The organism is Lysinibacillus sp. BSL11, assembly GCF_052928325.1.
Genome location: NZ_JAVGCX010000028.1, coordinates 1 through 14,281, shown reverse-complemented (window position 1 = coordinate 14,281; position 14,281 = coordinate 1). Strand labels below are relative to the sequence as shown.

At 33.0% G+C, this 14,281-nt stretch carries 14 protein-coding genes, 16 tRNA genes and 2 rRNA genes; all 32 read right to left on the bottom strand.

What is annotated here, in order from left to right:
• Positions 1-201: 201 nt before the first annotated feature.
• Positions 202-354: a cyclic lactone autoinducer peptide gene (locus tag RCJ95_RS23085; protein ID WP_131521057.1), complete on the bottom strand. Its 153-nt coding sequence runs from the start codon at positions 352-354 to the stop codon at positions 202-204.
• Positions 354-917 (bottom strand): accessory gene regulator B family protein, encoded by a 564-nt coding sequence (locus tag RCJ95_RS23080; protein WP_369578328.1) that lies wholly within the window; start codon positions 915-917, stop codon positions 354-356. Before RCJ95_RS23080 ends, RCJ95_RS23085 begins: the two co-directional genes overlap by 1 nt.
• Before the next feature lie 161 nt (positions 918-1,078).
• On the bottom strand, positions 1,079-1,618 hold the full coding sequence (locus RCJ95_RS23075; protein WP_369578327.1) for a hypothetical protein: 540 nt from the start codon (positions 1,616-1,618) through the stop codon (positions 1,079-1,081).
• A gap of 59 nt (positions 1,619-1,677) precedes the next feature.
• Positions 1,678-4,059: an ABC transporter permease gene (locus RCJ95_RS23070; RefSeq protein WP_446722812.1), complete on the bottom strand. Its 2,382-nt coding sequence runs from the start codon at positions 4,057-4,059 to the stop codon at positions 1,678-1,680.
• Positions 4,052-4,852: an ABC transporter ATP-binding protein gene (locus RCJ95_RS23065; RefSeq protein WP_375543423.1), complete on the bottom strand. Its 801-nt coding sequence runs from the start codon at positions 4,850-4,852 to the stop codon at positions 4,052-4,054. Before RCJ95_RS23065 ends, RCJ95_RS23070 begins: the two co-directional genes overlap by 8 nt.
• Positions 4,830-6,677 (bottom strand): ABC transporter ATP-binding protein, encoded by a 1,848-nt coding sequence (locus tag RCJ95_RS23060; RefSeq protein WP_446722811.1) that lies wholly within the window; start codon positions 6,675-6,677, stop codon positions 4,830-4,832. Before RCJ95_RS23060 ends, RCJ95_RS23065 begins: the two co-directional genes overlap by 23 nt.
• Positions 6,664-7,176 (bottom strand): hypothetical protein, encoded by a 513-nt coding sequence (locus tag RCJ95_RS23055; protein ID WP_369578324.1) that lies wholly within the window; start codon positions 7,174-7,176, stop codon positions 6,664-6,666. The genes RCJ95_RS23060 and RCJ95_RS23055 overlap by 14 nt, the downstream gene beginning before the upstream one ends.
• 2 nt (positions 7,177-7,178) lie before the next feature.
• Positions 7,179-7,670: a MauE/DoxX family redox-associated membrane protein gene (locus RCJ95_RS23050; protein WP_131521051.1), complete on the bottom strand. Its 492-nt coding sequence runs from the start codon at positions 7,668-7,670 to the stop codon at positions 7,179-7,181.
• Positions 7,667-8,029, bottom strand: a complete 363-nt coding sequence (locus RCJ95_RS23045) for a hypothetical protein (RefSeq protein WP_432766054.1) — start codon at positions 8,027-8,029, stop codon at positions 7,667-7,669. Before RCJ95_RS23045 ends, RCJ95_RS23050 begins: the two co-directional genes overlap by 4 nt.
• Positions 8,030-8,152: 123 nt before the next feature.
• Positions 8,153-8,386: a hypothetical protein gene (locus tag RCJ95_RS23040; RefSeq protein ID WP_369578323.1), complete on the bottom strand. Its 234-nt coding sequence runs from the start codon at positions 8,384-8,386 to the stop codon at positions 8,153-8,155.
• 397 nt (positions 8,387-8,783) lie between these two features.
• Complete coding sequence (locus RCJ95_RS23035; RefSeq protein WP_131521049.1) at positions 8,784-9,023, bottom strand: hypothetical protein; 240 nt, start codon at positions 9,021-9,023, stop codon at positions 8,784-8,786.
• A 75-nt stretch (positions 9,024-9,098) separates the two neighbouring features.
• Positions 9,099-10,826: an asparagine synthase-related protein gene (locus tag RCJ95_RS23030; RefSeq protein ID WP_446722810.1), complete on the bottom strand. Its 1,728-nt coding sequence runs from the start codon at positions 10,824-10,826 to the stop codon at positions 9,099-9,101.
• Positions 10,823-11,245 carry a lasso peptide biosynthesis B2 protein gene (locus tag RCJ95_RS23025; protein ID WP_369578321.1) on the bottom strand — a complete coding sequence of 141 codons (423 nt, stop codon included), beginning with the start codon at positions 11,243-11,245 and terminating at the stop codon, positions 10,823-10,825. Before RCJ95_RS23025 ends, RCJ95_RS23030 begins: the two co-directional genes overlap by 4 nt.
• Entirely contained in the window at positions 11,238-11,498 is a 261-nt protein-coding gene (locus tag RCJ95_RS23020) for a PqqD family protein (protein ID WP_131521047.1), read from the bottom strand. Before RCJ95_RS23020 ends, RCJ95_RS23025 begins: the two co-directional genes overlap by 8 nt.
• Positions 11,499-12,463: 965 nt before the next feature.
• Positions 12,464-12,544, bottom strand: a tRNA-Leu gene (locus RCJ95_RS23015).
• Between the two features lie 47 nt (positions 12,545-12,591).
• Positions 12,592-12,665 (bottom strand) — tRNA-Cys (locus tag RCJ95_RS23010).
• Between the two features lie 9 nt (positions 12,666-12,674).
• Positions 12,675-12,749 (bottom strand) — tRNA-Gly (locus RCJ95_RS23005).
• A gap of 5 nt (positions 12,750-12,754) precedes the next feature.
• Positions 12,755-12,829, bottom strand: a tRNA-Gln gene (locus RCJ95_RS23000).
• Between the two features lie 4 nt (positions 12,830-12,833).
• Positions 12,834-12,909: transfer RNA gene (locus RCJ95_RS22995), tRNA-His, on the bottom strand.
• Between the two features lie 35 nt (positions 12,910-12,944).
• Positions 12,945-13,020, bottom strand: a tRNA-His gene (locus tag RCJ95_RS22990).
• Between the two features lie 12 nt (positions 13,021-13,032).
• Positions 13,033-13,106: transfer RNA gene (locus RCJ95_RS22985), tRNA-Trp, on the bottom strand.
• A 13-nt stretch (positions 13,107-13,119) separates the two neighbouring features.
• Positions 13,120-13,203: transfer RNA gene (locus tag RCJ95_RS22980), tRNA-Tyr, on the bottom strand.
• Positions 13,204-13,212: 9 nt separating this feature from the next.
• Positions 13,213-13,288, bottom strand: a tRNA-Thr gene (locus tag RCJ95_RS22975).
• 12 nt (positions 13,289-13,300) lie between these two features.
• Positions 13,301-13,373: transfer RNA gene (locus RCJ95_RS22970), tRNA-Phe, on the bottom strand.
• 11 nt (positions 13,374-13,384) lie between these two features.
• Positions 13,385-13,460: transfer RNA gene (locus tag RCJ95_RS22965), tRNA-Asp, on the bottom strand.
• A gap of 3 nt (positions 13,461-13,463) precedes the next feature.
• Positions 13,464-13,538, bottom strand: a tRNA-Met gene (locus tag RCJ95_RS22960).
• A gap of 26 nt (positions 13,539-13,564) precedes the next feature.
• A tRNA-Val gene (locus RCJ95_RS22955) sits at positions 13,565-13,640 on the bottom strand.
• Positions 13,641-13,658: 18 nt separating this feature from the next.
• Positions 13,659-13,733 (bottom strand) — tRNA-Glu (locus tag RCJ95_RS22950).
• A 24-nt stretch (positions 13,734-13,757) separates the two neighbouring features.
• Positions 13,758-13,849 (bottom strand) — tRNA-Ser (locus RCJ95_RS22945).
• Between the two features lie 5 nt (positions 13,850-13,854).
• A tRNA-Asn gene (locus RCJ95_RS22940) sits at positions 13,855-13,931 on the bottom strand.
• Between the two features lie 16 nt (positions 13,932-13,947).
• Positions 13,948-14,063: ribosomal RNA gene (gene rrf / locus RCJ95_RS22935) — 5S ribosomal RNA — on the bottom strand.
• Positions 14,064-14,174: 111 nt separating this feature from the next.
• Positions 14,175-14,281 (bottom strand): 23S ribosomal RNA (locus RCJ95_RS22930); the annotation flags it as partial.

Genomic DNA, 14,281 nt, shown 5'->3' with positions numbered 1-14,281 from the left:
AACAACACTACTGATGGCGAAACTATTAATAAAGAAATCTTCAACATCATTTTTTTTGTTATTGCAATTTTGCTAAAATATAACGGTAAAATACTTAATATCAAAAATTGATAAATAATCAAAGTTAAATAGGATATACTCCACATACGAATAACATGATCCTTCCAAAATAACATATAATCAATATCTATCTTAGAATATTTATGTATTTTTTTCAAATTTATTGAAATTTAATTCTTGTGGCAACTCCTCTTCTCCTAAAGCTCCCCAACACATATAAACAGAGCTAAAGTCAGCCAATTTAACGAATAAATTATATAAATAATCAATAATATTGTCGATAATAAATTTCATTAATGAGATCCTCCTATTTTTGCAATAACCACTAAAACAATCCCCTTCAAAAATCCTGCTACGAAAAATACACTTATGGATGTTGGAAAAATAACGAGTAGTCCCCCCAACACAATAAGTCTGCTATACAGTTTTTTAAACAAAAATGTTCGATGAGCTTCACCCTGTACTTTTGTTTTTTTAGAACTCACTGGACCAATAAACAACAAGATGACAGCTCCTAGCAAAAACGCCCCCCAAACAACGAGTGAAGTGATAGGCAATGCTACAGCTAGCCATGTGATGAACGGAAATGAAATACAACTAACAATAAGACACGTTTTAAATGATGAACAATGCGCACCATATGCTACTTGACGCACCAATAGAAATCCAATTTGAACCAGTAACATTCTCCAAAATAAACCGAACGCTATAGCTATACCGTAAATAATCAAAAATTTTTTTAACTCGCTTGTAACAACACGAAATCCATACACTAATTTAATTTTATCTAACTGTGTTAACGGTTTTCTATGTTCAAAAAAATCTACTAGCATTTCCTCTTTTGCAGTAAATTCCATCTCATCACCTCCTTGATCACTAGTATAAAACATGTAACATCAAAATAGTTAAAAATATCCTAAAAAGGATATTTTTAAAGATAATCGCCTATTTTCAATCTTCTCTTTTACATAAACGTTCAAAAAAAGAACGTAAGCGTAAAGTGCCACTTAACGTTCCCTTAAATAAGTTTTTCTGTATATGCTTTATAAACTGCTTCTAAATAATGAGATGTTCCAAAATATGCATTAATATGCCTAATCGATTGCTCTATCTCTGTATTTGTAAATTTTTGAGAGTTACAAAGAAAGTCAATGGAGTGACCCTTTGCCAATTCCATGAGCACATTCATTTCTAACATATTCAATCCGCCCAATCGTCTTGTATCAACTATTTCTATTGAGTCTCCTTCAATGATATGAACTAGTTGTTCTATCGTCATATTTTTATTTATTACCTTACAATTCAAGATATTATTTGTGTAGTAATGAATCTCTCCAATATTTTCATCTGTCATAAATACAATTTGGCATTTCATTGTTTCGAGGTTTTTTAAATATGGTATATAGTGAACAAAATGCTTATAAGATGTGTCAATTAACACAACATCATATTTTTTATTGGCATTTATCCTTATGACAACCTCACTCAACAAGTTAATGGTATCAACTACCCAAGACGGTTTATACATAGTGATCATATTTTTTAAAAGCTCTTGCATAAGCGTGTAATCTGAATGTACTAAGATATACATTATTCTGTTATCTGACACGAACATTTCTAAATAACACTCCGTTTTACAAATCGAGCAATATATAGTCGACAACATACTAAAATAATCATCGCTGTACCTATACTTGAACTAAATATAAATAAGAAATCCCATTCTATTGGCCCATCTGCGTCAATTTGCATGATTAACTTTGTTAAAAACATGCCACTTGTTAATCCAAGTAGTAAACCGATAGTGACAATAAAGAGAACTTCAGACCAAATAACCTGTTTTAATTCTTTTGGGGCAAGCCCGATTAAACGTTGTGTATTGTATTGGTCTCTTCTTTTAAAGATTATATGAAAAATCGTTTGCACTAGACCAGTACAACTCGCTACTACTAAAGCAGTCAAAACGAGCATGAACATTGCCCATCGTTGATAAAACCATTCCGAGGCTTGCTCTAAAAGAACAGCTCGCTCCACAATTTTTAACGTTGGCCAATCATGAATCGTCTGTTGGAGATCGTCTAATGTTGTGCCATTACCTAAAGTTAAATGGATTTTATCAATTGTTACAACATCTTTAATCAAAGGGGAATTCCAATCAACAAAAAGTTGTTTATATTTGTTTTCTGTTGGAACAATTCCAGTAATTCTTAAACGAATGACTTTTTCATTTGACCGTCTATCTAAGTAATCACCTTCTAAAACATCGCCTATTTTTAAATCATACTTATCAGCTACATCATCTGTAATTTCAACTCTATCTGCTCCACCAAAATCTTTGGCAAAATAATTCAGATTAACACCATTATTAGTGAGAAAAGAACTACCCTTACTATCTAATTGTATTTCTTTTATTGAAATTTTTTTTCGCAATAACTCTATATCATTATAAGAAATATTTTCAAAATAAGGATTATCAATCGCTACTTCATACGGATAGGTTTTTTCAATCGTTGTTTCCTCGGATTGTACAATAGATTTCAAAAATGTACCATTAAACGTAATAATCATAATCAAAATCGCTAATATACAAACAACAGGAACATAGTTACTTAAATTAGGGATGAATTGAATTTTTACATAGTGCGCTTTGTTTCCTAAATAGCGATGAATCCAGGAAGAATATTTTTTCAATGTGTATACCATCATATATGGGAATAAAAAGAATAGACAACCTATGATACATACACTTCCAGTAAAAATGAGAATAATTGATTGAATTGCATCATTTTGCAAAATACCTTGTGCAAGAATAAGTAATGACATCACACCTACTATAAAAGTAAGTACGGTCTTCCATTTCGTCCAATGATATGATTTAAACTCATAATTTCTTTTCATTGCTAAAGGTAATATTTTAGTTACCCTCGCTACTTGAGCAAACACAAACATGTAGAGTAAGAAATAAATAGCAAGTAAAATTGCTGAAAAATAGACAACAGGAATGTTAAAATGGGCTTGTGGTAAGCCAACCATCTCAACCAAAGATGGGACAACGAATTTTAGCAACAAAAGGCTACTGATTGTGCCTGTCCCCACACCTATTAGTAATATGATAGTCGATTGATAGTTGACAATCTTTTTTAGTTGCCCTGTCGTTGCTCCCATTGTTCTTAAAACGAAAAATTGGGCTTGTAAACGACTAAATAATAATGAAAAAGTGGACTTCAATAATAGACCACTAATAATGATAATACTAAACACTAACATCATGATGAAAACGAGTAAGGAATTTAAATTTGCTTGTACCCAGTCCGTTTCTTTCGTTATATCTACACGTATATTTGGGAAAAATTGATGTAATACAGTAGCTGTCTGCCACACATCCGTTGTTTTAATCATGACAAACAAGCCTTTTACATCCGATGGAATACTACTTACAATTTTCAAAGAATCAATGTCCATATAGAGAATAGGCGCATCTTCTCCATATTCATTAGGAGATAGCACTCCTTTTATAAGAAACGGCTTACCATTTACCATAATTGAATCTGTAACAGACTTATTTAATGTTTTTGATAACGAATGTGAAATAATAACTTCATTATCTTTCGGTATGTCATTCAAATGGTAAAATCCTTTTGTTAAATGCCCATTTGTAACACCTAATGTATAGGCTCCTTCAATCTTATCAATAGATGTAAATTGTAGTAAAATCGGTTCCACAAGCTCGACTTCTTCTAAAGTTTTAATCTGATTAAAACTTTCTTTCGTAATCCATTGACTAGACTCTTGACTAGATGAAAGGTTATAACCAGCAGAAATATCCACATCCCCATACAAGTTACGAATATTGTCTTCCATTTCTGTTCGTGCATTTTCAACATAGATCAACATTGTTGCAATTAAACAAACAGCGAGTGCTACAACTTGTATGGCAATGATTACTTGTATTTTAGCAGCTCTACAAAGTTTCCAAGCAATATTCTTTAAATCATACATTGAGATAACTCCTCTGTATGTTTTTAAATTTGTCAAAAATCATCGATAAATTATCGCTATTTACTTGATTGATATAACTATCTACTAATTTCCCTTTATGAAAGAATAGTACACGATCAGCATAAGTCGATACATGTGGATCATGTGTTACCAATATAATTGTTTGATTTGTTAGATTTTTCAATTGAACAAGTGTTGTTAAAATATCATTAGTTGTATTCACATCTAAGGCCCCTGTTGGCTCATCTGCCAGTAATAATAGCGGATTGGCAATAATCGCTCGTGCTATAGCCACTCTTTGTTTTTGCCCACCAGATAATTCATGTGGTTTCTTCACAGCTAAATCACTAATTGACATTTTTGTTAAAACATCTTTCACCTTTTGCGCAATTTTTTTAGAGTCCTCATCTAGCAAAATTAAAGGCAGAGCCACATTATCTGATACCGTCAATTCATCTAATAAGTTAAAATTTTGAAATATAAAACCTATATTTCGTTTTCTAAATTCCGATGCTATCGGTTCTTGAAATTGCTCAATCATCGGTACACCTTGAAACATTAATTCCCCATGTGTAGGTTTGTCTAAAGCAGCTAAAATATTAAGTAAAGTACTTTTCCCTGAACCACTCGTACCCATTATTGCTACGATTTCGTTTTGGTAAATTTCACAATTGATTGTATCTAGTGCTTGTACCATAAAATCCTTTGACTGAAATTCCTTTGACACATTTTTCATCACTACTAATGGGGTTTCTTTCATATTTTGTGTCTCATGTAGTTTCAACGGTTTCATGAAAATGCTCCTTTCGCTCATACCATTTGGATTGGGCTTGATGCATACGATAAAATAATCCTTTATTATTTATTAATTCATCAAAAGTACCAATTTCTTCAATTTTCCCCTTATCCATTACGATAATCTTATCTGATAATTTCGTGGGTCCGATTCTATGTGTAATCGTAATCGTTGTTTTATCATCTGTCATGCTATCAAATAATTCAAGTGTTTTTAATTCTGAATGAGGATCTAATGACGCTGTAGGTTCATCCAACAAAATCAAACTAACATCCTTCATTAGCGCTCGTCCTAAAGCTATTTTTTGCCATTCTCCCCCAGATAGATCAATTCCGCCATCCATTTCTTTAGATAAATAAGTATCTAAGTCAACATTATGGATTGATAATTTATGTCCCAATCCTACTTTTCTTATGACATCCCATATTTTCTGGTCATTCTCCATGTCATCTACATTGCCAAAACCAATATTTTCTCTTAAGGAATACATATATTTAGGGAATGTTTGAAAAACAACAGCAACTTGTTTATGTAAACTAGATTTATCAATGTCGGTCATATTTTCTCCATTTACTAAAATCGTTCCTTCTGTCAAATTGAATAATCCTACTAAACAATGGGCGAGTGTTGTTTTCCCTGAACCGTTTCCACCTACAATCGAAATTTTTTCTCCTCTTCGTATTGAAAAGTTCAATTTTGAAAAAACTGAAATATCAGAATAAGGATAGTTGAAAGTGCCATTTTTAATATCAATCGTTTCAATAGAATTAATTTCTTCTCTCTTTTCGTCATCAAAATGTTCTATTTTCAACAACTTGATTAATGCATTATTATAAATAGCTGCTTCAAAAATAGAAGCTATATGTGCACCAATTTGAGCAAAAATGCCCTGCAAAGTAATTATAGCTGCAGTTAACGCCACATAACTCCCTATTGTTAAAGCGTTCTCTACTAGTTGATAAACAAAGAATACAGATACACCTGTATTGATAACTCCTACAAATAGTATCATCACTGCACTATTTTTCAGTTCCCACTTTGTCACTTCAAGTCTCTTGTTCATCGTATAAAAATAAAGTTTTTTCCATTTTTCCAGTAAATAATCACTCAATGTATACACTTTAATTTCCTTTAAATAGCTTTTGTCAAAAAAAAGGGATTCTGTATAAGAAAGCTCTCTTTCTTTAAATACAACGTTTTTTTCAACTTTATAATTTTTAAGTTTGCTAAAAAAAACAATGACAACCCCGGGAATTGTTGATAAAAGCACAGTTAAAGGTAATGTCCAATGAATAGCCATTAAAATCGCAAAAACTGAAAATAACGAAAATACACTTGTAATGATCTGCAAAAAAGAATATGTTGTACCTAACCCATTTCCTTCCAATGCTTTGGCTGCCAGATTCACTTGATTGTAAAAAAAGCTAGACTCAAAGTTTTCTAAAGAAACGCTAGTTACTTTTTTGTTTAACATCGCTTTAAATAAATAATTCACTCTTAAAGAAATTTTTCGAAATAGATAATCTTGAATTTTTCCAGATAGTTGTCCAAATAGACTAAGAAACGTTATTGCTACAAGGAGAACTAACACAAACCCCAATTCATTAGGAATTTTCTGCACCACCGTTAGTTGATCTATCAACCTTTTCTGTAGCAAAATTTCTAAAGGTAACATAATAGAAGTTATTATGCTTAAAATAGTTAAAAAAAGAAATATGCTCTTTTGTTCTCTCCAAATATTTTTCAAATAAAAATACTGTGAATAGAAAAAGTCTCTAACAGGTCGATCTTTCTCATGGAATTTTAATTCATTCAACTTCATAGTCATTCACATCCAAAAGATTTTCTAAACTTGCGATTCCTTTCTTCTCTACTACAAAATTATTAGTATTCAAAACTAGATACATTGGAAAGACATCTATTTTTAACTGATTAGAAAGAATTTCTTCTTCTATAAAATAAATATATTCATCCTCTAAATAGCTCAGGTTATCCCGATTTTCTATCGTATCCGTTGCTATAAAAATATACTTTTCTTTTTTAACAGGAATTAAAAAATTGAGTTTTTTTAATGTTGCTTTACAAGCAGAACACTGACTATCAATAAATACTAAAGTCTGCACATTAATCTCATTCATAATATCTTGAACTTTAACAGATTCAAATTGTTTATTCTTCAATGGAATCAACGGAAAAACGGTTTTTTCCATCGGTCCCCATTTTTCTACATTTAGCACTCGTCTAGTTCTTAATGAAATCAAAATGCTAAGCATTAATACACAAGAAATGATGACGAAAGCATAATAGATTTCCATGTCCATCGTTACACCACCTCTACGTTTCTTCTAATAATTATTAAAGTGATGAACCATAAAAGAACAGGTACGAGATAAAATATATTGCCAAAGTCAAGTATATTCATATTACCTTTATCAAAATAGAGTAGTGGCACTATACTGAAAAACATGCATAGACTTTGTATTAACCCACCCAGTCCTGTCTTAGTTGGAATTAAATTGCCGAAACATTTACAGTCCTCTTCTATCTTATTAATAAGTGCATACGAATTAATAATGATAAAGAGTAAGATTAAAGATAAGGCACTAATATAAAGTATAGGGTGAGCATAAATAAACAAACTGACACCTATTACAATTTCAAATAATGGGAATAACAATGCCAAAAATGTTATTAAAATATCATTGATAGGAATATACTTTAAAAAAAACTGCTTTGTATTTGAATGTGAGATTAATTTAGAAATCCCAGAAAGTATCAATACTAAAGCAGAACCATAACAAAAAATATAAATCATAGTATCTCTCCTAAAAAAATTAAGAAAATTAATGTGAATTTCACATAATTGTATCCTAAATTTTTTATATTTATATTGATAGGTATGTTTTCAAAACAACCACAGTTACGTGTCTTTCCTCCTTTAGAAGGTTTAAACAGTAAAAAAAGATTGAACAATTGCAACATTACAGCGGTCATACATATGTAAACATTCACAAATTGAATTAATAAGGAGATACCTACAAGCACATCTAAACTCACTAAAATGCTTACGAATATCGGAGATATTGTTATTTTTTCATTTATCGCCACATAATAATGATAAATTTTAAAAACTTTATTGAATCCGTTTTTTAGAAAAATAATTGCTACAACCAGATAAACAATAATGATATTCAGTCAACTCCTTTTCTTTCAAGCCACTATTAAAATCCTTTAATATACAAGGATTTTAATAGTAAAATACACACAAAATTTTATATTGTTTCAAAGAGATTTACCTTATGAAGAAAAATTCATTATATCTTCCCAATAATATTTTTCACCCATATATAGTAATATTGGAATTTCTTCAATTTGCAATTGATTTAATTTCATCAAATGTTCGACTTTTATCTCGTTATCGTTTTCAAATAACACTTTTATCAAAATAACTTCTCTCTTTTTTGAAATTCTACGATAAAAAGCATTCAAAACATATAAGTTATCAAAAATGTTATTTTCATCCGAAATCAAATATGTTCTTCCCTTTTCCAGGAAATCTATTTGCTCAATCTGTATAAATCTCCGCTGAAAATCAATGCAGTTTCTTAATTTTGTCAAATTGTAAAAAAAGAAAATCAAAAATACAATCCCGAAAATTAGTGTCATACTTTATTTATCAGTTAGAAAAATATGAAAACGTTCATTTCACATTTTGTAGGAGTATTGTGCTATTACTATAGGGCAAATTTAGTTTTTGTATTTATTTTCTGCTATAGAACCATAACGATTCATCGTACCTGACTCTTCACCAAAACCTGTTCTTGACTATACATTCCTGTTACAACTTTTATGTAATAAAAAAGTAGAACATTAATTACAGTTAACATCGAAATAAATAAAATAGTTTTGGTATTAACCTATTTATAAGTTAGCAGTCATCTTTTTCTGCAGAACAACTAACCGTTTCAGTCTTACAAACGTAACATATATTTACAACTCCAGGACCATAACATGGTTCGGTTCTATATTTACGTCTTCTATAACTACCTTTTACAGCACCTGTTTCATCAAAAAATGGCAATTCTTTACCCCAGCCACATTGACCTTTAATGATTTCCGAACTATTTCCACTATCTAAAAGCATTGGTTTGCTATATGTCATTAACATAATTATTTCCTCCTGCAACCCTTAGAAATAGCACAATACACCTACACTAACAGCCTCCTTATTAATATTGATTCATTACAATTCTTGCATAATCCATACTTCAATGGAGAACAGTAATAAAAAAGCCTCATCTATCAACAAACCATTTCTCCACTTATATAAATTTTCTTCCCAAAACTCTTCGGAACAAAGACCTAACTTTGAGACAACTAAAGGTGACTTTACATTAGAATAAATTGAATTCCAATTTTTCCTTATACTCTTTAATGTATGAGCAATGTGTGATGTTTTATTTATACGCAGTCGAATACTGTCAGGTAACTTATTTTTCTGAGAGTCTCTTAAAATTTTTTTCGTGTAGAAAGGATCAAAGAGAATATGACTAGGGATTTTTATCATAAAAGAAATTAACTCCCTATCTAAAAAAGGATGTTTTATATCCGCACCATAAAAGCCACCTATCGCCCTATCCATATAATGATTGGCTTTTGCATTTAACATTTGATGCAATAAATTTCTAGCATGATTCCGTTTATTTTTAGTTGTTCTACTAAAAGGATGTGGTTGAATGATGTACTCACGTAATCCTTTAAAAGCAGACATATTTGTATACATACAATATTTAGTTAAATCGCCGAACATATCCTTTATTTTTCCTTCTCTAACGTAATCTCTTAATAAATACGGCGGATTCGTTAAAAGTTGGTCACCACCATAACCTGTTAGGATACTATATGTATTATTGTTCACACTTGACTCTATTAAGGGAGAAATAAATTCACATGTAGGAGCAGTAACATACGGTTCGTCAAAACGTAATATATTATTCCGAAGATCTTCATACATCAATACTGAATCATAATTTAGAAAAGTACCTTTAGAATTATATTGTTCTAATAATTCCGTTATATATGCACTTTCATCGCATTCCTTTAATTCATCAAAAACAACGCTTACCGAATTAATTTCTCCGTATCTATGCCCCAATCGTTTTGACACATTAAAAATAGTAGTTGAGTCTAAGCCACCGCTTAATAACACCGTATTTCGCTCGCTTTTCTGTACTCTCCTCAAAACTGCTTTGTTCAAAATACTTTCGAATTCTTCAATTAACGCTTCCCGATTTATAGTTGTCTCCTTCATCATCCATTTATCAGAAAATAATTCATCATAATTCACATAGTTTATTAGGTTAATTTCCTTATTTTCATAAACAAACATATTCCCACTCGGTAAACGCAAGATCTCTTTATATGGCGTTAAATAGGAATCAACAATTCCTTTTGCATTTAGATATTCTTGAAAGTAAACACCGTTCAACTCAGGTGTATTTAGATAACTTTTCAATAGAAAGATATCGCTCGCAACTACTAATTTTGTATCGGTTTTTAAATAAAAGAGCCTTTTTACCCCCAAGGTATCTCTACAGGCCATTAATGTTAAATTCTTTTTATCAAATAGAACAAATGAAAACTCGCCATCTAAACGCTTCACAAAATCCAAACCAAATGTGTTATAAAGGGAAATTAAATTAGTGAGTAATTCTTGCTCAGTCCAATCAACATTTTCATATACACCATGATTCAAAATATTGTATATCACAATGTCTCCCACTATTAACACATCATTATTTTCAAAAAACACATATGGGGTCGTATTTTGAGCATATGCTGCTTTCAAAACAAAGTTCTGTGAGGATGTGTTGAAATAATTTACTTTTGATTTACTGTTGATCTTAAGATGTCCATTTTTATCCACTTCACCCTCCGAATTATCCATAAATTCAAACACATACCAATTCACCTAAGTTCAACTCCCTTCATATACGAGTTTGAATCTATAATCACTTTCAACGAATCAAGATTTTCCATTTCTTCAAATAGATTGTGGCCCTGATATTGAATCCAGGCATGTGCCTCTAAGGGAAATTTTTTTATCCCTATTACCATGTTTACTGGTATACCATACTTAGATTGAAGTATCTTATAACCAATTAACGTTTTGTGTATACAATCTGCTTTCCTAGGATACCAACAGCAAACTTGGTCTAAAAGAATAAACCACTCCAAAATCTCTTCAGAATTCTCCTCAGTAAAAATCTCTTTAGAACCCTCTATAGTATATTTTTTTATATAGCGTCTAAAGACTTCATCAAAACCTGTTCTCCGTATTTGGAAATCTAAAAATATTAATTCTTTGTATAAATATAAAATATTATACAAATTTAATTAAACCTCCTTTTGACAACGAATTTAAAAATCCATCTAAATCCTTTTGAATAATTAAAATATCTTCATTTGTCCTTTTAGCTATTAATTTGGAAATATCAGAGACTATTGGTGTTTTATCAAACTCTTCCCAAATAAATGAACTAAATTTATCTAGTGCGTAAATTTGATTCGTATAAATATTAATAATTAGATATTCATCCTCTTCTTTATAGGAAAGAAGATACTTTGATTTTTTTACACGCATCCCTTTTACCACTTCCTCCTCTTTTACATTGTGAACAATCCTTTAATACTGTTCCTGATTACTACTATACACAGTCATAAGCTCTAACAGTCTCTTTACTCTTATCATCTTCTTTCTTCCACATAACCGTATTTTTTCTACTTACTCCATTACGTTTATGATGGTATAAATGTAGTGGAGTAAAATGACAACTCTTGTGCTATCGATTACATCCACATCAAGTCCATCACTCAACACATATATAAAAACTGCACGTTGACTGTTAACTCTCAATCAACTAGAAGGTGCAACTCGTAGGGTTTTATTGGTCCATGAAAGATCTTAAAAATAGAAATCTAAAAATCAATGTATAAAAGAAAATATTCTCTCTCCACCAAAGTTCAAAAAATTATTGATGTTGAAACAGATGTCTTTGTCTTTTACCTAAAATCTATAGGATAAACCTATTCTTTTCAGGCGTCTAAAATGGCACAACCTTTATAGAAAAATATTGTAAAGATATTTATTACCCTCCAAAGCCCTGTAAAATTTGTAAAACAAATTTACCTGTTTTACATAAACATAACTGCTTAATCTATCATAACGAAAGTTCTGACACACAATGTTTTATCACATAAAAAAACAAGAATGCTAATATAAACATTCTTGTTTTAATTATGTTTCTAATGATTCCTCTGGAGATTCAAACCCATGAGTAACTTCTACGTTAAAACTCATACTATTCTCTTCCAATGAATTTTCTATACTTTTTTTATTCTCGTTGACCTTTTCTTCAAAAAGAATCCTTCTCTATCTAAACCTGTTGCAATTCCCCTAATTATACAACTTTTCATAAACCACTTTTTGGATAACAACTTTCTGTAAAACAAAGTTAATTCATACCATTCCCTCATGAAATATAAAAAGCTCATAAACCCTGTTATATCAAGGTTTATGAGCTTTCTTAATTTTTATTAATCTGATGATACCGGTGGTCGGGGTCGAACCGACACTCCAAAGGAACACGATTTTGAGTCGTGCGCGTCTGCCAATTCCGCCACACCGGCATAATGGAGATAAAAAAAATCGGATAAACCGATTAACAGTTAAAATATGGAGGCGGCAACCGGATTTGAACCGGTGATAAGGGTGTTGCAGACCCGTGCCTTACCACTTGGCTATGCCGCCAGTCATACATGGAGCGGAAGACGAGGTTCGAACTCGCGACCCCCACCTTGGCAAGGTGGTGTTCTACCACTGAACTACTTCCGCAAAAATGGCTGGGGTACTAGGATTCGAACCTAGGCATGACGGAATCAAAATCCGTTGCCTTACCGCTTGGCTATACCCCAACAATGGGGCGACTGATGGGAATCGAACCCACGAATGCCGGAACCACAATCCGGTGCGTTAACCACTTCGCCACAATCGCCATTGTATTATGATGTTTATTAATTTTATATTAGATGGGGCGACTGATGGGAATCGAACCCACGAATGCCGGAACCACAATCCGGTGCGTTAACCACTTCGCCACAATCGCCATAAAATTAATTGGCAGGGGCAGTAGGAATCGAACCCACACCAAAGGTTTTGGAGACCTCTATTCTACCGTTGAACTATGCCCCTAAAATAATAAAACTGGTGGAGGGGGACGGATTCGAACCGCCGAACCCTAAGGAGCGGATTTACAGTCCGCCGCGTTTAGCCACTTCGCTACCCCTCCGGGAAAATCTGGTGCCGGCTATAGGAATCGAACCCACGACCTACTGATTACAAGTCAGTTGCTCTACCTGCTGAGCTAAACCGGCAAAAAAACAAGATGGGTCAGGACGGAATCGAACCGCCGACACTTAGAGCTTCAATCTAATGCTCTACCAACTGAGCTACTGACCCATATTAAAAAATGGCGGTCCCGACCGGGATCGAACCGGCGATCTCCTGCGTGACAGGCAGGCATGTTAACCGCTACACCACGGGACCATTTGGTTGCGGGGGCTGGATTTGAACCAACGACCTTCGGGTTATGAGCCCGACGAGCTACCACTGCTCCACCCCGCGATAATACTATAGTGTTGTTAAAATAATGGTGGAGGATGACGGGCTCGAACCGCCGACCCTCTGCTTGTAAGGCAGATGCTCTCCCAGCTGAGCTAATCCTCCATCTGGGTATTGAAATAATGGTGACCCCTACGGGATTCGAACCCGTGTTACCGCCGTGAAAGGGCGGTGTCTTAACCACTTGACCAAGGGGCCATCGTTTGGAACAAATCAAAGTGCTGGCGGAGAGTAAGGGATTTGAACCCTTGAGACAGTGTTAACCGCCTACACGATTTCCAATCGTGCTCCTTCGGCCACTCGGACAACTCTCCAAGAATGGCTCCGAAGGCAGGACTCGAACCTGCGACAACCTGATTAACAGTCAGGTGCTACTACCAACTGAGCTACTTCGGAATAATTTTGGTATATAGCCTAGCGACGTCCTACTCTCACAGGGGGAAGCCCCCAACTACCATCGGCGCTAAAGAGCTTAACTTCCGTGTTCGGTATGGGAACGGGTGTGACCTCTTTGCCATCATCACTAGACTATTTGAAAGACAATACTTATTATAACATATCTTATAAAAATTACAAGTATATTCTAATATTTTATTCTTTCAAAACTGGATAAACGGTGCATTGAATGTTTCAAACGTTTTGGTTAAGTCCTCGATCGATTAGTATTCGTCAGCTCCATGTGTCACCACACTTCCACCTCGAACCTATCTACCTCATCGTCTTTGAGGGATCTTACTTACTTGCGT